The organism is Aquimarina hainanensis (assembly GCF_042684685.1).
Classification (GTDB): domain Bacteria; phylum Bacteroidota; class Bacteroidia; order Flavobacteriales; family Flavobacteriaceae; genus Aquimarina; species Aquimarina hainanensis.
In genome coordinates, this window is the sequence record NZ_JBHULX010000030.1 from 92,836 (window position 1) to 115,270 (window position 22,435).

The window sequence follows — 22,435 nt, forward strand, 5'->3', positions numbered from 1 at the left end:
GATATTAGTACAAAATTTAAATACTATTCAGCAACATACGTTTTTTATCTCTGGAAATGGAAAGTGTTTTTCCATCACTCATAATAATATGCCCACCATCATCATTACATAACAATTTTAGGTAGTGAATATTGATAAGGTTGGATTTGTGAATTCTGATAAAATGAGGGTGACTTAGTTTTTCTTCCAAAAATTTTAAGTTTTTCGATACGACAATCTGCGGCTGATCTCTAAGGATGATTGATGTGTAGTTTCTTTCTGCAATACAATACATAATATCATCTACTTTAATCACATGAGACCCTCTGGAATCTGATAAAATGATTTGAGCCGGACCGTTTTGTGCATATATTTTTTGTAAGTTTTCAATAATCTCATTTTGAGAAGCTCTTTCTTTTTCTAGTATCTGAGCAGTTTTTTCTACAGCCTCCTTGAGTTTAATAGGATCTACCGGTTTTAACAGGTAATCAATGGCATTGTACTTATACCCTTTTAAGGCATACTCTTCATGAGCGGAGATAAAAACGATTTTAAAATTACTGTAATCAGCATCTTCAATAATAGTAAAGATATTGTTGTTACCAAGCTGGATATCCAGAAATACAATATCTGGAGTTAATTCTTTGAATAATTTTTTTACAGAAGCCTCATCTTCTCCTTCTCCGATGACTTCTACCATTGGACAATAGGCGCTTAATAAAACCTTTAGGCTGTTTCTAGCCATTTTTTCATCATCAATGATAATACATTTTAATTTCATATTCATAGCGTACTCATTTAATGATAGGAAGATCAATAATAATCCGGGTTCCTATCGGGTTATTTTCTGTATCATATAAATCATCAACATGCAGAGCTGTCTCTTTATAGCCGATTTTTTTTAACAGATTAATTCTTTCTGAGGTATTTTTTGAAGCAATCGATAAATGTGCTTCTCGTTTAAGTGTATTGAGTTCTTTTGATTTTTCTCGTCCGATCCCGTTATCTTCTACAATGCATTGCACAAGATTCCCCTTTTTTTTGAAATGGATCTTTAGTATCTTTTTGTCCTTATGACTAAGTCCGTGTAGAATAGCATTTTCTATATGCGGTTGAATAATCATGGATGGGATTTTTGGATCCATGTTGATTAGTGTTTGGTCAACAGATTTGTGTAAGATGAACTGATTGTCGAATCGCTCATTTTCAAGTTTAATATATGTTTCCAGAATTTCCAGTTCTTCATTGAGTTTGATAAAAAGGCTATCCGCATTAAATAAGGTTTTTCGAATCAGCTGAGATAAAGAACGCATGTGCTCGCTGGCCTGAAATTTATCTTTTTGCAGGATAAGACTCTGAAGGGTATTAAAGGAGTTGAATAAAAAGTGAGGATTCATCATAGATTTTAAGGACTTGAGTCGGGTAAGGCTGATTTCTTCATTTAGTTGAGCAATTTTTAAACGGCTTTTTTGATAAAAAGCCAGGAATATTAAAATACTAAATAGACTAAAAACCCCGGTGGTAATCGCAATAATCCTAATGTTAGAAACCTGCTTATTGGTTTTTATGTTTTTTTCCTCCAGTGTACTGATAATTTGATTTTTTTTCTTCAGGACACGATGGTATTCTGTTTTGGCTAGTTCTTTTTTTATGTTTAATCGTTCAACTTCTTTGACATAGTTTTCTTTAGCTTTTAAGTAGACGTTCGCCTTTTTATAATCTCCTTTTATCTCATAAATTTCAGCAAGATCATTTAAGCTATATGTATTAGAAGCGGGGTGATTCTGAATAACTGTATCGATAGACCTATTGTAGTATTCAATGGCTTTATCATATTCTTTTAACTTGTAATGAAGCTCTCCAAGGGTGTGAAAAAAGAAAGAATCAAAAGAGTATAATTGACTGTGAGAAGTTTTGTTCAGATCGATGTTTTCTGCTATGATGCGTTTTGCTTTTAATAATTTTTGCTGTTTGATATAACCATAAGCAATATTGTTAACACTCGTTTTGATGTTTTGCTGTAAGTGAGGACCGCTAACGGTTTTTGGATCTATTTTTTTGAATTTATCCAGAGCGATACTGGAGTAATATACCATAGAATCCAAAGTTCCTGTAGTATATGTAGCGGAGATATTCAGGATAGAAGTAGCGGTTCTGTACTTGTTATTTGTACAATAATTAAGAGATTCGATATAGTTTTCTCTGGCAAGTTTATACTCATAGAGTTCTGATAGTAAAAGCCCCTGACAAATTAGGATTTCCCATTTCAGATTTTTGCTATCACTGTTTTGTGATAATTCCCGGGCTCTTTTGAAATAATCCAATGCTTCCAGGTATTGTTCTCCTTTGTGGAACTGCTTTGCGATCATCATATGTGTTTCTGCCAGACAATCGATATTTTCTTTCTCTCCACAGTAATCCAGTAGAGAAAAAAGAGCTTCAGTATCTGTATTTGTCAATTCGTAATGAACTTCTTGTCTTAGTAATCGTAAGCTGTATTGAATATATTTCTTTGCATCATTCCTTTCTTTGGCATTGTGTATTTTTTTTCTTAACCGTGCCTTTGCAGAATCGATTTTAGTGTCTTGAAGAGGAAATGAGTAAAAGTTTTTAGAATAGGCTGTTTGGAAAAGGAAACACCCTATAAGTATATATAATAAAGTAGAATAGTGATTAGTTGACACTTTTTTTGGGGAATTTATGACAAAATTACGAATTAGCTAATTTAAAATTAAATTTAGTTAAAAAAATGTTGTTTTGTTGTTAAAAAAATGTGTTTTGTGTATTGTTTTTTACCGTTGGTGTAGTCTGATTAGTATTTTTTTTTGATCAATCCTAATATTGTAGTCATAAACAAACTCAATATCTAATGAAAATAACAAAGTCAGTGAAAGCGATGGCTGTTACAGCAATCGCAGCATCCATGATGGTATCATGTGAAAAAGATGCCACAGCGAATTTTACACCAGAAGAATCCAGGGAAATTTCTAAAGAAGTAATAGCAAAGATTACCGAACTGCATTATAACCCTAATAATGTAGAAAAACGTATGATCACAGATATCGATGGGAGCCAGGAAGAAATGTATGTTATAGAAGGTGATATTTTAATGTCGTATGATCAATTGATGGGAATGGAATTGCACGGAGGAATAAGAAATAAACAGTATCGAACTAATAATATAGTAACCGCAACAAATATAATTCGAGTAGTTGGATACACGGGAAACAATCAGTTTGGGTTAAGTAATACAGCTCAGACAGGGTTGCGATATGCAGTAGATAATTATAACAATGAGAATTTAAGTATTCGATTCGAATTGTCTTTTGGAACAATCTGGGGACCTAATGATATTCTCGTATATGTAGATAATAGTATTAATCCGAGTCCTAACCAATCATCTGGGATTGCAGGTTTTCCTAGAAATGGATATCCTTTTACACGGGTAAGGATTAATAATCGAGCAAATACTGGAGAAAGTAACCAGCAGTTAGAACATTTGTTAGCACATGAAATAGGTCATTGTATAGGATTTAGGCATACGGATTGGGATACAAGAAAGACATGCGGAGAGAACAGTAATGAAGGAGTCTCTAATGACGGATTGGTGTATATTCCTGGAACAGCGGGACCAGGAGGAGATGCGAATTCGATCATGAATGCATGTTATCCGTTTAATACAGATGGCGAATGGAGTCATTTCGACAGAGTAGCCCTTAACTATTTATATTAATACATAGCGTGTACGACGTATCATAGTTAAGAAAAAAAAGCAGTAGCCGATTGGGGGTTGCTGCTTTTTTGTTTGGAAGAATTTCCATTTCAAAAACGGCTGATCCGGTAAGGAAAAATAGCTTTTCTAAATCTTGTCTTTTTTGAATAAAAGAATAGTATCTTCGCGGGTAAATTAGTTACTATGTTAGGAAGTATTTTATATGTCATTATAGGATTGGTTCTTCTGGTTGTGGGAGGCGAATTTTTAGTGCGAACCTCAGTTGCGTTGTCTTTTAAATTACAATTGTCCAAAATGGTTATTGGATTGACGGTTGTGTCTTTTGCGACCTCGGCACCGGAATTATTAGTAAGTATACAGGCTGCATTAGATGGATTGTCAGATATGTCGTTAGGAAATGTAATCGGTTCTAATATTGCCAATATAGGATTAGTATTAGGGATTACTGCGCTGATTGGTCCCTTGGCAATCGATAAAGACTTCTACAAGTTTAATTGGCCTGTGATGGTGTTATTATCACTGGCATTATATGTATTTCTTAATAATGATGGGGTTTTATCTCTGTTAGAAGGAGGTATATTATTAGCCTCTCTGGTTACCTATTTGTATTTGTTGATCAAAAGAGCAAGAAAGTCAGGAGGAGAGGAAGAAGTAGAAGAAGTTGATGATGCGTTACGGCAAGTATCAAATTTTAAAATTGTCATATGGCTATTAATAGGAGCAGTTGCATTGTTTTATGGGGCTGAGTTGCTGGTTGATGGGGCTAAGGAAATAGCACAAAGCATGGGGGTTAGTGAAGGAGTCATTGCTGTGACATTAATAGCAGTAGGGACCAGTGTCCCCGAATTGGCAGCTTCTGTTATTGCTGCATTAAAACAAGAGAAAGCCATTTCCTTGGGAAACCTGATAGGGTCCAATATCTTTAATATAGCATCTGTATTAGGGATTACAGCTTTGATTCAGCCTATAGAAGTAAAAGATGCAGCATTGATTGACGTGAATATTTTTTGGATGCTTGGTTTTGCGATCGTGTTATTGCCCTTAGCTTTTATTCCTAAAAAAATGGAATTAAGTCGTCCTAAAGGGTTATTGATCTTTGCGGCTTATTGTATTTTTGTAGCCTTGGTTTTTGTGAAATAAACCACCTTGGATCTCTAATTATTAATAATGAATCTTAAGGCTTGGTCCTATTTTAATTATAAGATAAAAACCATATGAATAATAGTATCTGGAGATAAGGCTGCGAAAGAAGCAGTTCCTAAGAATCGTCTTTGGAAAGTATAAAAAGTTACAAGAGCATGTATATCAGTACATGCTTTTTTTGTGTCTTTATATTAATTAGAAGTTGGGTTTGTACTTAAAAAAAATAAAACGATACCTGAGTTTAAAGATATTTATAAGAACTAAAACAAAATATCATTTTGGATTAAGATATTATTAAAAATAGGGGGTGTAAAATGTTTTTATTGTAAAATTAATGGTTGACCCTTATTTTTTTAGGGGTGTTTCTGTTTTTAATTATATATTTGCAGCAAAAACTCAATTATGTCAACACTTAGATTTCATGCCTTAAAAGAAGCAATAGGTCGTAAAACAGTAGTAGTAACTGAAGAAGAGCGACGTTCATCATTATTTGGTCAGAATGTATTTAATCAAGGAACCATGTTACAGTATCTTACAAAAGATGCATATAATAGTGTTATTGATGCTACAGAAAACGGATCAAAAATCGACAGAAGAATTGCAGATCAGATTGCTTCGGCAATGAAAGATTGGGCGTTGTCTAAAGGAGTAACGCACTATACACACTGGTTTCAGCCATTGACAGGAGCTACTGCAGAAAAGCACGATGCTTTTTTTGAGACTATTGGGAATGGACAAGCTATTGAGAAGTTTGGAGGAGGACAATTAGTACAGCAAGAACCAGATGCTTCTTCTTTTCCAAATGGAGGAATTAGAAATACATTTGAAGCAAGAGGGTATACTGCATGGGATCCGACATCTCCTGCTTTTATATATGGAACAACCTTATGTATACCTACAGTATTTGTAGCCTATACCGGAGAAGCGTTAGATTATAAAACACCTTTATTAAGAGCTTTACAAGCTGTAGATCATGCAGCGGCTGATGTAGCAAAATACTTCGATAAGAATGTAAAAAAAGTAAACGCATCATTAGGATGGGAACAAGAATATTTCCTGATTGATCGCGCATTGGCAGATTCCAGACCAGACATCGTTATGGCAGGAAGAACATTATTAGGACATGCTTCAGCAAAAGGACAGCAATTGGATGACCACTATTTTGGAAGTATTCCTAATAGAGCGTTGGCATTTATGAGTGACCTGGAAAAAGAATGTATGTTGTTGGGAATTCCTGTAAAAACAAGACATAATGAGGTAGCGCCGAACCAGTTCGAATTGGCACCTATTTATGAAGAAACTAATCTGGCAGTAGATCATAACTCATTAGTTATGGATATTATGGGGAAAGTAGCTGCTAAGCATAACTTCAAGGTTTTGTTACATGAAAAACCTTTTGCAGGGGTGAACGGGTCAGGAAAACACAATAACTGGTCCTTGTCAACAAATACAGGAGTAAACTTATTAGGTCCGGGAAAAACACCTATGAGCAATCTGCAGTTCTTGACATTTTTTATCAATACCATCAAGGCAATTCACGATAATGAAGAGCTGATGAGAGCGGGAATAGCTTCTGCGAGTAATGATCATAGATTAGGAGCTAATGAAGCCCCACCGGCAATCATGTCCGTATTTATAGGAGAGCAGTTAACAGCTGTCTTAAAAGAACTAGAAGGAGTAACCGATGGAAAGTTGTCTCCAAAAGAAAAAACAGATCTAAAGCTAAATGTGGTAGGGAAAATTCCTGAAATCTTATTAGATAATACAGATAGAAACAGAACCTCTCCATTTGCTTTTACAGGAAATAAATTTGAGTTTAGAGCAGTAGGGTCAACGGCAAACTGTGCAAACCCAATGACAATTCTTAATACAATTGTAGCAAAACAATTGGTAGACTTTAAGAAAGAAGTAGATGCTTTAATCGAGGCTAAAGACCTTAAGAAAGACGAAGCGATTTTTAATATCCTTAGGGAATATATCAAGCATTCCAAGAATATTTTATTCGAAGGAAATGGATATGGAGAAGCATGGGAAAAAGAGGCTAAAAAAAGAGGATTAAGCAATAATAAGACAACTCCGGAAGCACTAAAAGCAAAAGTAGCTAAGAAAAACCTGGAATTATTCGAGCAAATGGGAGTGATGAATAAGGTAGAGGCAGAAGCACGCTATGAAATTGAAATCGAAGAATATGTAATGCGTATTCAGATCGAAGGACGTGTACTGGGAGATATCGCAAGAAACCATGTGATTCCTACTGCGATTAAGTATCAGAATATGTTGATCAGCAATGTTACCGGTTTAAAAGAATTATACGGAGCAGACTTTAAAAAATATGGAAAAGAGCAATTAGATATTATAGAAGAAATCTCTCACCATATTAGTGTTATCAATGCCAAAGTAAATGAAATGACCCAAGAACGTAAGAAAGCAAATGCATTGGAAGATACGGAACAAAAAGCTGCGGATTACTGTAATAGGGTAAAACCGTTGTTTGATGAAATTCGATATAGCTGTGATAAATTAGAGCTGTTGGTCGATGATGAATTATGGCCACTGACTAAATATCGTGAATTATTATTTACAAGATAAGTAGGAAAGCGCTTACTAGTTAAGAAAAATTATGATAAATTAGTAAAAGATTAACATCCTTGAGAAACCTTTTAAAAGTCGTAGAACACAAGTTTTACGACTTTTTTTCGTTGGGTATTTCATCGAATTTTTTGAGAATGTTAAAAAAGGTGTGTTATTATTTTATAATTTTAGATTGTCAACGACACTACTATTAAGACAAAACCCTTAGATATTTGACTCCCCCCAAATGTTTTTTTATTAAGAACTTGCTTTTTATTGCAATAAAAACAGACTGTTTTTAGTGGTCATAGTTGCGTAATATTACTTGTAATTTTTAACCTTTAATTATAATTCACACATGAAAAAGTTGATTTTAAGCGCCGTAGCTATACTAGGCGCAACTACAATGTTTGCACAATCTAATTCTAGTAATGTCGGTCAGACTGGAGATGATAATAAAGCAAACGTTACACAGGTTGGAGCAACCAATGAGGCATTAGTAACTCAAGAAGGAGAAGCTAACTCATCAGAGGCTGTTCAAGGGAGCGACCTTTTTACTGCCAGAAACGGAAGTATTGTACAGACGCAAACAGGGATCAGAAATGTCGCTTTTGCAAAACACGAGGAAGACAATAACCAGGTAGTACAGGAACAATTAGGAATGGGAAATAATGCTTCTGTTACTCAAAACTTAGTACATTTTGGAGGCGATAATGTCGCAAATCAAAATCAGGAAGGACAGGACAATACTGCTACCATTTCGCAAGAAGGGTATGGATTCTTTACCTCTGGAACGGCCAATCAGGCAACTCAGAATCAATTAGGAGCAGAAAACTCTGCAGTAGCTTCTCAGAATGGAGAAGAAAACTTCAGTCTTTCTCAGCAAGAAGGTGTATCTAATGCCGTAACGATTGAGCAATCTGGATCAATTAACTATTCTGAGCAAACTCAGAACGGTGAAGCAAACTTAGCAGAAGGAACTCAGTTCGGAGAAGAAAACTCTTCTACTCAAACACAAATAGGAGGAGGAAACACAGCAACTTCTATTCAGGGGAGCAGTGCTTTTGAAGCTACCGGAGGAATTGTAGAGCAAACTCAGGAAGGAAATGAAAACAGCGCCTTCGCTCAGCATGAAGAAGTAGGAAATAGCGTAGTTCAAGTTCAGATTGGAGATGGAAACAGTGCATCTGGTACTCAAAACTTAGAGTATTTCGGAGGAAATAACAATATTGCACAAGGACAATCCGGAAATGGAAATATAGCAGAAGCTAAGCAAGAAGGAATGACAGGAGTATTTGGAGTAGAAAATACGATTACTCAGATACAATTAGGAAATGATAACAAAGCAACATCTGTACAAAACGGAGAAGCAAACTTCAGTGACATCATTCAGGAAGGAATAGAAAACATCGCTCAGGATACACAAAGAGGAACAGGAAACATGACGACAGTTCGTCAGAACGGAGTTTCTCACCAAAGTGTAATCATGCAAAATGGAAAGAATAACGCTGCTGTAGTTACTCAGATAGGAGGATAATACTACACCAGTAATTGTTTTCAGTAATCCCTGAGATTGCAGAAACACCATATTGTTGTGTTGGCATATTTCATATTATATAAGAGTATATAATATGAAATATGCCTTTTCCCACTACATAATGGTATAAAAAGAAAATTAGTATTCGTTTCATTTTATCATAAAGATCGTTGTCATGAAAAGAACACAGTTACTATGGATGATTCCCTTTTTTAGTATACACTTTCTTGTCGCGCAGGAAGAAAGTTCCTCGGATACACAGCAAACATATAGAGATTTTGTTGTGTTTTCACAGGCAGATCAATTGCGGCAGTATACAAATAGTCAGCAGACTAATGCGGTTTTCATTCAGCAAATAGGAGATAAGAACACTATCTTGTCCAATATACAATCAAATTCCTCATTGATTTCCATCGTTCAGAAAGGAAATGAAAATGATATCTCGATTCGAGAACAAGCAGATAGAACCGAAAAAGAATTGACCCAGTTGGGGAACCGAAATTCTATTGAAGAAATAGGTTTTAATGCAGGTCTTGTTACAAAATCGGAAGTCCTTCAGCAAGGAAGTGAATTAAAATTCAGACGATATGGAAGTAATTCATTGTCCAAAGATATGAAGGTAAAAATGACAGGAACTGATAAAACCATTATCATACGTAATTTTTAAAGCTGTCAGGACATGAAATGTATAGGGATATTGTGCGCATTATTGATGACTGCATCAGGATGGACACAGTATGCCAATAACGAAGTAGTAGCAGCCTTAAAACAAGAAGCGGTTGCTGATGCGACTCAAATAACAGCCATCGCAACCAACACTTCTGAGATCTATAAGAGTTTGCGATTTTCTTTTAGCATTTTTACTACAGATGAGAACAATGTATTAACCAAAAATGTAAAAGAAGGTCGCTTTACAGTAAAAGCAAATGAGAGTATTGTACTTTCTAATGCTATTGTAGCGAATGATGAAACAAATAAAGTTGTCATTTTAGTACTGATCTACGATGAAGATCGGATTATAGGAAAAGACCGGGTCGCTTTTAATGAAGCCCCGGACAAAGTAAGCAGATTAACAGATGATCCGAAGGAACCGGAAGATGGTATTGAACTAAAAGGAATTGTGATAGAAGAAACCAAAACAAAACCGGGAAAAGATTTCTATGATTTTTTCTATCAATCCTATCTGATGAATCAGATTAATGGCAATAAAGTTGTAGGAATTTATGAGACATTGAGCTTTGGAAGAAGTACCATTATTCAGGTGAAAATAGAAGAAACCGTCTTACATGAGTTTTTAGGGAAACCAGATTTGGAATATTTAGAAGAAATGTCACGAGTCGCTATCCGAAAAGTGTACAAATATTTTAAGGACGCCAGAAACCAAAAAAAGGCTATTTTTCAATATTGAGAGGAAGTAGTCTATAGTATTTGTTTAAAACGGTCCATATGTAGTTTGTTCGCAGATAGCAGGATGATCGGTACGTTTTGTGACATTGATAACAACAGTATAAACACATGAAAATAAAAAGTTTAATCTTTGTTCTTGTATGCTTTATGACATTACTGGGATACGGACAAGATTTAGTGTACAAACCCATTAATCCGGCTTTTGGTGGAGATACTTTTAACTACCAGTGGCTGCTCAGTTCAGCCGAAGCCCAAAATACTTTTAAGGACGCAGAACGTTCCAGGGGAGAAGAATCAGATATAGAAAGATTCACTCAAAACCTAAACAATCAGGTATTAGGTCAGATTTCCAGATCCCTGTTTCAGGAGCAGTTCGGAAAAGATGGACTAAGAGAAGGAACCTATACATTTGGCACCTTGTATATAGAAATATTCCCATCAGCAGATGGACTGGTGGTCGATATTCTCGATACCAGTACCGGAGACCGTTCACAAGTAATAATACCTAATTAGATACGAATGCGCAGATCATTTCATTTAGCAGGCATACTGTTGGGTATTGTTTTATCTTTAACAGGATGCGGCAGTTATTTTAGCCAACCTTTCTCCGTGCAGGAAGCACGATTAGGCGAACAGACTTCAGTTACCAAAAAATTACAAAAAGCTCCGCAGCCGGTAGAACCTATTGTTGTAGGAGTCTATAAATTCAGAGATCAAACTGGACAATATAAACCTACAGAAAACGGAAGTACCTTTAGTACAGCAGTAACTCAGGGAGCAACTACCATTTTGATAAAAGCCCTGGAAGATTCTAAGTGGTTTGTTCCTATAGAAAGAGAAAACCTGAGCAATTTGCTCAATGAGCGAAATATCATTCGTTCCACCAGAAAAGAATACCGAAAAACAAAGAACCCTAATGAGCCGCAATTACCTCCTCTGCTATACGCAGGGATCATTCTGGAAGGAGGAATTGTATCATATGATTCTAATATCGTTACCGGAGGTCTGGGAGCTCGTTATTTTGGAATTGGAGGAGCAACCCAATACCGACAAGATAGAATCACAGTATACCTGAGGGCGGTATCAACTTCCAGTGGGAAAATTCTGAAAACAGTATATGTGTCTAAAACCATCTTGTCACAATCGTTAAGTGCCAATTTTTTTAGATATGTTAATTTTAAGCGGCTGTTAGAAGCAGAAACCGGATATACCCGTAATGAACCAGCACAGTTAGCTGTTACAGAAGCTATAGAAAAAGCAGTAAATTCTTTGATTGTCGAAGGGGTAGAAGATAAGCTGTGGAAAGCAAAAGGAGATACAGCTGCTATCGATACCTGGGTTGCAGAATATCATGCAGAAAAGGAAACAGCAGCAAATACCCGGTTGTATGATCGTTATTTTAAAGAAAGACGGGGAAAAGCAGCAATAACAGCTAAGGTAGGAGGGGCATTGATTAGTGGAGATTATGCTGATGCAGAACTTACATATACCACCGAATTAGGGGGAAAATGGTTTCTAAACCCCTACCTCAATATGAACTTGAGTGTACAGAAAATGGACTTGAGCAATGGAGCAGCTTTTGTAGAAGGACTTAATGCGGTTAATCTTTCTACAGAAGTAATTTTATTGCCCTTCGAGTCGTTTACCCCATTCCTTTTTGGAGGAGCCGGGATGGTGAGTAATGACGAATTCGAGAAGACACTGTTTAAATTTCAGTATGGGGCAGGGATAGAATACTTGCTATCTGATACTGTAGGAGTTCAGGTCGATGCGACCCATAATCTGGTAATGAGTGATGAACTGGATAATGTTGTGCAGGGAAAAAGAGATGATCAATATTTTACCTTTTCTGTGGGAGTCAACTGGTACTTTGATCGTTTGTTTAAGAAAAAAGAACACAAAAAAAAGATAAAAAAAGAAACCTCAGTCGATAATCAAAAGAAGAAATAAAGGATGAAAACTGACAATAAAATAACCCTTTTGATAAACAAGATGCTTATGTTGTGGAGACGATACCATTTGCGATCGTTGGGAGCAGGAATAATGCTGCTGTTTTTAGGAAGTTTGTTAGCTTGTAGTGAGGATACTATTGAGCTGGAAGGAGTAGGAAGTATTAAGGGGCGTATTGTAGAAAAAGGAAGTAATGAACCGTTGGAAAATGTAAAAGTTTCTACCAACCCCAGTTCGAGTACTGTTTTTACAGATGAAAAAGGATTCTACAAGATAGAAAATGTAGCCATTGGAGAATATTCATTATCAACGCAACGAGAAGGATTGTTGACTAAATTTACTCCGGTCTCTGTAGTAAAGGACAAAGCAGTAGAAGTAGTGGTAGAAATGGAAGAAGAAACAGCAGGGAATCGCCCTCCAGAAGCGGCGATGCTGGTCTCTCCAAAAGATAACACCACAGCAGCTCCGGTAGAAGTGACATTAACCTGGATCGGAAAAGATCCGGATGCAGATGAATTGACCTATACCGTTACCTTAAAAAATGATGAAAACAGCTCGGTAGAAGTTTTTGAAAATATAAGCGATACTACCTATGTGTTATCAGGTCTGGGATATGGAATTAAATATTTCTGGCAGGTGACCTCCTCAGATGATATTAATGATCCCGTTTATAGTGAAACCTTTTCTTTTGAGACAGGGGTAGCACCAGATAATCGGATTTTATATACCCGACTTGTAAATGGTAATAGTGTGATTTATTCAGCAGATGAAAACGGAGAAAATGAAGTGCGGTTAACAGCATTGGATAAGAACAGTTTTCGTCCCAGACGAAGTGCACATACAGGAAGCATAGCTTTTTTACAGTCGGTAGGAGGGAAAATTCAACTGTTTACCATGAAAGAAGACGGTTCTGATACCAGGCAGGTAACCACTACGGTACCTGTTTCAGGGTTTAATTTAGAAGAGGTAGATTTTTCCTGGAGTTCCAGAGGAGCCACTTTGTTATTCCCTAGTCAGGATAAACTGTATCGAATAAAAACAGATGGGAGCGGAGTGCAGCAATTGTACAAAACCGGAGATGGAAAACTGATTACGGAAATAGATTATAATGATACCACTCATATGGCTGTAGTAAAAGTAAACGATGTCAATGGATATGAGGTAGCTATTTTTACTCTCAATGCCTCCTGGGCGGTAAAAGATACAATTCTAACCGGAATGCCTGGAGCTGCGGGCAGTATAAATCTGTCGGTTGACGGAACCAAAGTGTTGTATAGCAGAGATGTTTCCGGTTTTGAGCATGTGACATACAGACAATTGGATTCTAAACTTTTTGTACATACTATTGCAGATGGAACAGCAGTCGAATTATCGACAGGAAAACCAGCAGGAACCAATGACCTGGATGCCCGTTTTTCTCCTAATGAAGCAGCAGTTATTTTTGTGAATACCTCTAATGACGGACGCTCTGTAAAAAATATTCAGACTGTGGAAATTGGCGATATTTCTAATAGGAAAACATTGATAGAAGGTGCTGCGATGGCAGATTGGGAATAAAAAGGAAAGTCTGCTGAGCGATAAAAAACCTTTTTTGACAGGATAGTTTTTCAGCCCGCTGAATTCCATTATCTTTGCCATTTAATCCCATAATAATGAGTCAAGAAATTAGTAAGCGATACGCCCAGCGTGGAGTTTCAGCATCAAAAGAAGATGTTCATAGTGCCATTAAGAATATTGATAAAGGGCTTTTTCCCAAGGCATTTTGTAAAATTGTACCTGATCACCTGACCGGAGATGAAGATTATTGTTTGATTATGCATGCCGATGGTGCAGGAACTAAGTCCTCTTTGGCATATATGTACTGGAAAGAAACAGGAGATATTTCAGTATGGAAAGGAATCGCACAGGATGCATTGATTATGAATATTGACGATTTATTATGTGTTGGAGCAACCGATAATATCATGCTATCTTCTACTATCGGAAGAAATAAAAACCGTATTCCTGGAGAAGTAATTTCTGCGATAATTAATGGAACAGAAGAATTATTGGAAGAGCTTAAGAGTTTTGGAGTAACGATTCATTCTACCGGAGGAGAGACTGCAGATGTAGGAGATTTGGTACGAACAATTATTGTTGACTCTACCGTGACAGCGCGTATGAAACGAGAGGATGTTATTGATAATGCCAATATCCAAGCCGGAGATGTAATCGTAGGTTTAGCATCTTTCGGGAAAGCTTCTTATGAGAAAGAGTACAATGGAGGAATGGGAAGTAACGGACTTACTTCTGCCCGACATGATGTATTTAGTAAGGTACTGGCAGAGAAATATCCAGAGAGTTATGATGCCGCCGTGCCGGATGAACTCGTATATTCTGGAAAAACACAATTAACGGACACTGTAGAAGGAGCTCCTCTCGATGCAGGGAAACTCGTATTGTCTCCGACAAGAACCTATGCTCCGATTATCAAAAAAATAGTAGCAACCTATAAAAAAGATACCATTCATGGAATGGTACATTGTAGTGGAGGTGCGCAGACTAAAGTATTACATTTTGTAGAGGATGTGCACGTGATCAAAGATAATTTATTTGAAGTGCCACCTTTGTTTAAATTGATTCAGGAAAATTCCGGAACCGACTGGAAAGAAATGTATCAGGTATTTAATATGGGGCACCGTATGGAATTATATGTAGCGCCAGAAATTGCAGAAGAAATAATCGCAATTTCTAAAAGTTTTGATGTAGATGCGCAGATTATAGGTCGTGTAGAAGCTGCTGATACCAAAAAATTAACGATCAAATCTCCTTTTGGAACATTTGAATACTAAGTAGTATAACGCATAGATGATTCCTTCTGACATTTGTAGAAGAAGCCTATTTTTCTTGGTAATTTTTGCTGTTTCTTGTTCAAAATATCAGGAGGAATCTATTTTTATTACCGTTTCAGGAGACCTGATGCCGGATCGAGGTATTCGGAAACAAGCATCCATTACCGGTATATCGGATTTTTTTAGTGAAATAGCTCCATTATATCAAACGCAAGATGCTTCTATTATCAATATGGAAGGAGTTCTTTCTTCACGGGTACTGGAACCTGAAAACAAAACATATACATTTATAGGAGACCCGGAGTGGGCAAAAGCTGCGTATAATGCGGGAGTTACCCATGCTGGTATAGCGAATAATCACAGCATGGATTACGGGGCGATTGGAGTAAGAGAAACACAACGGTATCTCCAGGAAGCAGGAGTGATACCTATAGGAGGGAGTTGTAATCCGGTTCTTCTCCAAAAAGGAAATACAACAGTACGGGTTTTTTCATATACAGATGTAGGAGGGAGTACCGGAGTACTATGTGATAGAGAAGAAATACTATTACAAGGTATTCAGTCTTACCGGCAGCAATATCCTAAAGAAGTTATCGTAGTGATTGTGCATTGGGGAATGGAGTACACCCATCGACCTACCTCCAGACAATCGATGCTTGCACGACAACTGATAGATCATCAAGTCGATATTGTAATAGGTCATCATCCACATGTCGTACAGCAGATCTCCTATTATAAAGGAAAGCCAATTATATACAGTCTGGGGAATTTGATCTTTGATCAAGTACGTCCAGGAACAAATACCGGAGGGATTCTCCAGATGGAGATTCAGGACAATCACCTATGTCAGTTAGCATTTTATCCAATTCGGTTGCACAAAGGAAAGCCAAGTTTTGTCAGTAAAGAAGAAATATCCAGATTAGCTAAAAATAGCTGGTTTGAAAAGGTAGCTCTTAGCCCGATTCCTAATGGATGGCTATTGCAAGAAAAGAAGAAAGCAACAGATGTATGGGAAGTACGTATTGATGATGCTCATTTTCAGGGAAGAATTCGGGTCTCCAGGATGAAAACAAGAGAAGCCTATCGGTTATCTGTAATAGATACTACAGGAAAGGAAATAGATAAAAAACGATTAGATTATCCGGTGTACACACTTCAAAAAGGAGATATTAATGGTGATGGTAAAACCGATATTGTCTTGGGAATTGTCAAGGCGACCAAATACCATCCGGAAAAAGCAAAACGACTATTTACTTTTTCTCTGGATCAGGGAAAAATACGACCTCTATGGCTAGGGTCTCAGTTAAGCTATGAGCTAAAAGATGTAAAACTAGTGGAAGAAGAGGGAAAAGTCTATGTGTATTCTTTGGAATTTTATCATACTTTTATGGTAGGAAAGTACTATTGGAAAAATTTTGGAGTTACCCTGGATCGCTTTGTGCTCAAAGGAGCAGACGAAACAACAGCCACTCAGTTTTTTAATGCCTTGTGATCTCTCGTGTTTAGAATAGAAGCGGCATCGATAGCAATTTTTTAAAAAGTAATTGTGAACAAGTAATCTAATAAACGACCATGTGAAATAGGTGATGTTTGGAGTTGGATTAAAATAATCTCAATACATTTTATTTGATCTTTTAAAATTATAGAATAAACAGATGAAAAAAGGAATTCTTTTTGTTGTATTAGCCGCCATCGTAGGAGGAGGCTATTATTTTTTAACAAAAAAAGAAGGAGGAGTAGAAGAGGAAGACCCGGAGGCGCAAATGGTTCCCGGATTAGAAGAAAAAACGGAGGTAGCAGACCCCTTTGAAGAAGAGTTGGCAGCCTATTACGAAATCGATTTTATCAAAGAATGGTACCCCGAGCGAATCTACCCGGAACCTTTTGATTTTGATATTTCTCTAAAAGGAAAAACACTGGATGAACTTCGCATTCTGAGAAATGAATTATTTGCCAGAAAGGGGTATCTGTTTGAGGATGCAATTGCCAGGGGACACTTTATGCAATATGAATGGTATCAACCTATTTTTGATGTACCGGATTTCAAAGTAAAATTAACCTCTAAAGAAAAACGCTTTGTTACCAAAGTAAAAGAAGCTGAAGAGACACTTAAAAAACAACCGTTTGTAGAAAAGAATGGGCATACATTTATCGCATTTAATCAGGTGTTGAATACCTCTCAATTTAAAAACCTGGGAGGGAGTATTCAACGTTCTTTAGAGAATACGAATGCCTGTATTATTCCGGGAGGACATAAACAAATGTTTCACCTATATGATTATAATCACTATCAATATATTCCCAATTTTGTCACAACTGATTCATATTTGCAGTTATTGCATAAGTACTTTAGTGGCATACTAAAGCATGTAGAAGAAGAACAGTTTATTCCAATGATGCGTACGATGCTCAATACCTTGTATACGCAATCTTATACAGTGTATAAAGAATCAGCGCATAAACAAGAACGAGCGGCAGCGGCATATCTGACCACTTATATTGCTATTGGTAGTACAGCATTGACAGGAGAGGAAAAAGAAGTCCCCGAAGAAATGCAATCCTTTTATAAGGAGGAAGTAGAGAAAATTCAAAATCATTCGGGAAACCGATCAGATTTTTTGGGAATTTCTAATGGGATGACAGACTACCAACAATTTACTCCAAGGGGAAACTATACCAAGAGCGAGGCGCTTAAGAAATATTTTACCGGAATCAAATGGCTGAATTACGCTCCCTTTTTTCTGGATGAAAAACAACGATTTGATGCGGTATTATTACTAGCTGATATGATACGGTCTGATCGTGCATTGATGAAGGATTATACCCGATTTAATTCGCTGATAAGTATGATGGCAGGAGAAGAAGATAACCTGTCAATAGGAACTGTTATAGAGGTATTAGATACGTTGTATAAAGGAATAGAGCGTAAGGAAATGTATACCAGGTCAGTAAAAAAGGAGTTGATTGCGGCATTAAAAAAGCGGGAAGTCAATAAAATACAAGCCCAAACGGCAGATAAAAACAGAATGAATGTATTGTTTACTTCAGGACGTTATAGTATGGATGCTGCTATTTTTATGAAGTTGGTTCATGTAGATGGAGTAAAATCCAAACGCCCGTATCCCAGAGGATTGGATGTTTTTTCTGTATTAGGGAATCAAAAGGCATCCCATATAATAGAAGGAGTATATAAAGATGAAACTACCTGGGAAGCTTATCCAGAGAAGGTAGATTCTTTACAGCAGGTATTTGCAGCTTATTCAGATTGGGATAAGAATTTATATACCAAAACCATGCAGTTGTTATTGCAAATGAATAAATCAGATAGTAATTATCCTGGTTTTATGCAGACAGATTTCTGGAAAACTAAAAATGTTTCCACTTCATTAGCTGCATGGGCAACCTTAAAACACGATTTGATTCTATACTCAGAACCAGCTTTTGCAGCTCAGGGAGGACAGGGAGGAGGACCGCCACCACCACAGCATCTGAGTTACGTAGAACCTAATATTAAGTTTTGGGAGCATGCCCTGGCATTACTAAAACTGGAAAAAGAAATTTTGCAGGAAGCGGCTGTTTATACAGATCATTTGCGTTTTATAAATGAGGAATTAGAAGATTTGGCAAATCTCCTGTTGAATGTGAGTAAAAAACAATTGAAAAAAGAAAAAGTAACCGAAAAAGAATTTATAGAACTCTCCTGGATTGGTGCCAGAATGGAGCGTATTTTATTCCGTATTTTTAAAACAGATCACCTCCCTAAACAGGAAGCAGATATGGCAGTAGTTGCCGATGTATATAATTACAAACAATTTTTAGAAGCAGGAACTGGTCATGCTGATGAGGTGTATGTGGTCGCTGAGATTAATGGTAGCTATTATATTACCAGAGGAGCAGTTTTTAGTTATTATGAATTTTTATCTCCATCCCCTATGACTGATATGGATTGGCAGGAGAAACTCAAAACTAATCCCAAACGTCCTCGGTGGATTCGTAATACTTTGATTACCCCTGCAAAACCTTTGGAAACCAAACCGAGTTATGCGCTGATGGGAGATACCTATGGAGAAGAGTAGGAAAAAAAGAACATTTAGGAAAGCTAAAGGTGTTGGTTGTATGATTGAGAATAGTAAAAATAGGAGAACTACTTTTCATAGTGTTTAACTATTCTAATAAAAAAAATATTTACTGCAACTACAGAAATTATTCTGTTTAATGATTATTAGTTAGTTTCTTTTGTTTTTACTTTTGTATTCAAATAGATTATTTTGTTAAAACCTTGTTTATGAAAAAAATATATTTGGGTACATTTTTATACCTTTGGATAAACATGCTTTTGGGACAAGCTACGAATGTTTTTCCAGATAATAATAATGTTGGAATTGGTACACTGAACCCTATCTCAAAACTCCATATTTCTAATGGAGAAACAAATGGAGAAAATCATTATATGTCAGATCTAACTATAGAAGATGATGATCATGCAATGATCAACCTCTTAACGACCAATTCTAAGAATGGGTATTACGCATTTTCAGATTCTAATGATAATTACTTAGGAGGAATGCAGTATGAGCACGCCTCTAATCTTTTGAGATTTAGGGTTAATAATCATAATACCAATATGATAATAAATGGTAATGGTAACATAGGAATGGGTATTCGTGTAACAAACCCATATGCACAATTAGTAGTAGGAAGCCATTTTGGAGCTATAGTTTCTGGGTCTTCAGGAGGAAATGCTTTATTTGGAACGAATATGGCATTTCAGCAAGATGGGGGTAATCATAATAAAATATATACTCCTTATACACATACAAGTAATTATGGATATGCTGGAGTAAGAGCTTCATGGGGTAAGATTTTATTTTATACTGAAAAGAAAAACACAATGGAAAGAGAGGTTATTACCCCAATTGCTAGGATGATTATAAATGAATTTGGTAATATTGGAATAGGAACTAATAATCCTGATTCTAAATTAAGCGTAAATGGGAAAATACATGCCAAAGAAGTAAAAATAGATCTAAGCATACCTGCTCCCGATTATGTGTTTAAGAAAGAATATAACTTACTAAGTATTCCAGAGGTTCAAAATTACATAAGAAAAAACGGGCATTTGCCTAATATACCTTCTGCAAAGGTCTTAGAAAAAGATGGAGTTAGTTTAGGAATTATGAATATGAAACTATTAGAAAAAATAGAAGAGCTTACTCTTTATACTATAGCGCAAGAACATCGTATTAATGAACAAAAGCAAAAAAATAAAAAATTAGAGAGTAGGATAGAACGGTTAGAGAAAATGTTGTTGAAAAATTAAAGAGATGCCTTTTCTAATTTATGAGTAAGCAATAAAAGTAAATAAATATAAGAAGAACCAGTTACAGCGATGTAGCTGTTTTTTTTACAGGAAGTGATTTGCATACCAAAATCGTAATTGTTGTTTTTACTGAGTAGATTTAAGTAGTAAAAGGTATAAGATGTAATTATTATAACAGCTTTAATTTCTGTAGTTGCAATGAATAATAAACCACTTTTTCATATCGTTTACCTGCTTCTTTTTATATTTGACGACTTATTTATTTGAAATACCAGTATTAATAATGAAACAATCCTCCTATATTGCTATTAGCTGTTTTGTCATTTTATTAGTTTCCTGTAAGGGGCTCATAGTGAGTACAACAAAGATGCATACTACAGATGCCACTCCTATTGCCTTAGGAGTTCTGGGCATACATTCAGGAACGGTATTCCAGGCTAATTTCAGAGAGACGGCCCTTCCTGTTTACCAGACGCCAATTCGAGTTGGAGTTGAAGTTGAGGACTTTTCTTCCAGAACTTATAAAGCATATCTTCAGCAGGTAAAAAAAGAGCAAGAAGTAATTAATTATGTGGATTCTATTTCGGATAAACCCACTTTTCTTCAACTTCGTTTGCTGGATCATATTACTGCAATATCAGCATTGCAAAAAGAAGCAAATCAGGAAACAATTTCTTATCTCAAAACGCAAAAAAATACAGGGATTGTCAGTACTGTTTCTATGGTGATAACCGCTTCTTTACAAGATGAGATTACAAAAGCTGAAGCGGTATTTTTAACGAATAGTCAATATAAACAATATACATTATCCTTAGCGAAACAAGGAAAAATCTATAAAACCATTGATTTTTCCAAAGCGACTATTTTTGGGTATGGTCTTTCTTATTTCTGCTGGGGACAAAATGATAAAAATCAAATCAGCATTTTTAGCCTTACAGAGGAAAACCGATCTTGCCCGAAAAACACCTATAACGATGCTGGCAAAGCAGCAGAAAAAATAAATTATTTAAAATTATAAACCTTCTATGAATAAGTATATCCTATTTTTAATATTTCCTTTTCTGTTTCTGTGTGTCAGTTGTGAAGAAATTTTATTTGAAGAAGATATCTCGGGAGAAACCATTTTATTAATTGCTCCCAAAGATAGTTCTGTGGTAGAAAGTACAGCGGTTAACTTTAGCTGGAATGCTGTAGATCAGGCAACTTCTTATCGATTGCAAATCGCAAAACCTAATTTCGAGAATGCAACTCAGATTGTAACAGATACTACTGTGAGTACGACCAATTACCGGACAACATTAGTAAAAAGCGATTATCAATGGCGGGTACAGGGAATGAATTCAGGTTCCAAGACTGCTTTCTCTCAAGCTAGATTTACTTTAAAAGAGAATGAGGATTTTTCAGCCAGAGAAGTACAGCTGATCACTCCGGTAGATAATAAAATTACTAATGTTACTGCCACAGCCATGCAATGGCAATCAGTCAATGGAGCAAGTTTATATCGAATTCAGATATTGGATACTAATGATAAGGTTCTTGCAGAACAAACTACAGAAGAAACAAGCATACAACTCACGTTTCCAGAAGGAGAAAGCTTTTGGCAGGTTCGGGCAGAAAATAGTACACAAAGTACGCTATATAGCAAACGATCTATTGTTACAGATACGAAAAACCCAAAAAAACCTGTCTTGGTAACCCCTGCTAATGAATCGGTTTTATCAGATGCTACTGTGAGTTTTTCATGGACCAGAGAAGCTGTTGCCGGAACCGGGGAAGTAGATACACTCTTTGTCTATAGTGATGAAGCATTGACGCAATTAGTTCGTAAAGAACAAGCGGGTAGTCCCGCAGAAGTACCCCTGGATGCGGGTACTACCTATTTCTGGAGAGTTAAGGCTTTTGATAAGGCGGGGAATCAGGGAGAAGCCAGTAATACGTTTACATTTACAATCAATTAGGCACTA

At 36.3% G+C, this 22,435-nt stretch carries 17 protein-coding genes; 15 read left to right on the top strand and 2 right to left on the bottom strand.

Going from position 1 to position 22,435, the window contains the following annotated elements; genetic code table 11:
* Window positions 1–16: 16 nt before the first annotated feature.
* Entirely contained in the window at window positions 17–766 is a 750-nt protein-coding gene (locus ACFSTE_RS14740) for a LytR/AlgR family response regulator transcription factor (RefSeq protein ID WP_176027072.1), read from the bottom strand.
* Window positions 767–773: 7 nt separating this feature from the next.
* A complete protein-coding gene (locus ACFSTE_RS14745; RefSeq protein WP_176027071.1) occupies window positions 774–2,663 on the bottom strand; it encodes a tetratricopeptide repeat-containing sensor histidine kinase in 1,890 nt (629 codons plus the stop codon).
* Between the two features lie 185 nt (window positions 2,664–2,848).
* Here ACFSTE_RS14745 and ACFSTE_RS14750 point away from each other — a divergent pair, with 185 nt between their 5' ends.
* The 15 genes from ACFSTE_RS14750 (at window position 2,849) to ACFSTE_RS14820 (ending at window position 22,429) form a co-directional block, all read left to right on the top strand.
* Window positions 2,849–3,712 carry a M57 family metalloprotease gene (locus ACFSTE_RS14750; RefSeq protein ID WP_378253624.1) on the top strand — a complete coding sequence of 288 codons (864 nt, stop codon included), beginning with the start codon at window positions 2,849–2,851 and terminating at the stop codon, window positions 3,710–3,712.
* A gap of 183 nt (window positions 3,713–3,895) precedes the next feature.
* Window positions 3,896–4,852, top strand: coding sequence for a calcium/sodium antiporter (locus tag ACFSTE_RS14755; RefSeq protein ID WP_378253626.1), 957 nt, complete (start codon window positions 3,896–3,898; stop codon window positions 4,850–4,852).
* A 405-nt stretch (window positions 4,853–5,257) separates the two neighbouring features.
* Window positions 5,258–7,444, top strand: a complete 2,187-nt coding sequence (locus tag ACFSTE_RS14760) for a glutamine synthetase III family protein (RefSeq protein ID WP_378253628.1) — start codon at window positions 5,258–5,260, stop codon at window positions 7,442–7,444.
* 340 nt (window positions 7,445–7,784) lie between these two features.
* Window positions 7,785–8,963, top strand: a complete 1,179-nt coding sequence (locus ACFSTE_RS14765; RefSeq protein ID WP_176027067.1) for a hypothetical protein — start codon at window positions 7,785–7,787, stop codon at window positions 8,961–8,963.
* Window positions 8,964–9,138: 175 nt separating this feature from the next.
* Complete coding sequence (locus ACFSTE_RS14770; protein WP_176027066.1) at window positions 9,139–9,630, top strand: hypothetical protein; 492 nt, start codon at window positions 9,139–9,141, stop codon at window positions 9,628–9,630.
* Window positions 9,631–9,642: 12 nt separating this feature from the next.
* Window positions 9,643–10,371, top strand: a complete 729-nt coding sequence (locus ACFSTE_RS14775) for a CsgE family curli-type amyloid fiber assembly protein (protein WP_176027065.1) — start codon at window positions 9,643–9,645, stop codon at window positions 10,369–10,371.
* Between the two features lie 107 nt (window positions 10,372–10,478).
* Entirely contained in the window at window positions 10,479–10,883 is a 405-nt protein-coding gene (locus ACFSTE_RS14780; RefSeq protein WP_176027064.1) for a curli production assembly/transport component CsgF, read from the top strand.
* A 6-nt stretch (window positions 10,884–10,889) separates the two neighbouring features.
* Window positions 10,890–12,320: a CsgG/HfaB family protein gene (locus tag ACFSTE_RS14785; protein WP_378253631.1), complete on the top strand. Its 1,431-nt coding sequence runs from the start codon at window positions 10,890–10,892 to the stop codon at window positions 12,318–12,320.
* Between the two features lie 3 nt (window positions 12,321–12,323).
* Window positions 12,324–13,877: a carboxypeptidase regulatory-like domain-containing protein gene (locus tag ACFSTE_RS14790; RefSeq protein WP_378298223.1), complete on the top strand. Its 1,554-nt coding sequence runs from the start codon at window positions 12,324–12,326 to the stop codon at window positions 13,875–13,877.
* A gap of 95 nt (window positions 13,878–13,972) precedes the next feature.
* On the top strand, window positions 13,973–15,151 hold the full coding sequence (locus ACFSTE_RS14795; protein WP_176027061.1) for an AIR synthase related protein: 1,179 nt from the start codon (window positions 13,973–13,975) through the stop codon (window positions 15,149–15,151).
* A gap of 16 nt (window positions 15,152–15,167) precedes the next feature.
* The gene (locus ACFSTE_RS14800; protein ID WP_378253635.1) at window positions 15,168–16,643 is read left to right on the top strand and encodes a CapA family protein; all 1,476 of its coding nucleotides are present in this window, start codon (window positions 15,168–15,170) and stop codon (window positions 16,641–16,643) included.
* A gap of 163 nt (window positions 16,644–16,806) precedes the next feature.
* A complete protein-coding gene (locus ACFSTE_RS14805) occupies window positions 16,807–19,227 on the top strand; it encodes a DUF3160 domain-containing protein (protein WP_378253637.1) in 2,421 nt (806 codons plus the stop codon).
* 209 nt (window positions 19,228–19,436) lie between these two features.
* Entirely contained in the window at window positions 19,437–20,471 is a 1,035-nt protein-coding gene (locus ACFSTE_RS14810) for a hypothetical protein (RefSeq protein WP_378253639.1), read from the top strand.
* A 352-nt stretch (window positions 20,472–20,823) separates the two neighbouring features.
* Window positions 20,824–21,489 (top strand): hypothetical protein, encoded by a 666-nt coding sequence (locus ACFSTE_RS14815; protein ID WP_378298225.1) that lies wholly within the window; start codon window positions 20,824–20,826, stop codon window positions 21,487–21,489.
* Window positions 21,490–21,496: 7 nt separating this feature from the next.
* Window positions 21,497–22,429 (top strand): hypothetical protein, encoded by a 933-nt coding sequence (locus ACFSTE_RS14820; protein WP_378298227.1) that lies wholly within the window; start codon window positions 21,497–21,499, stop codon window positions 22,427–22,429.
* Window positions 22,430–22,435: the final 6 nt, after the last annotated feature.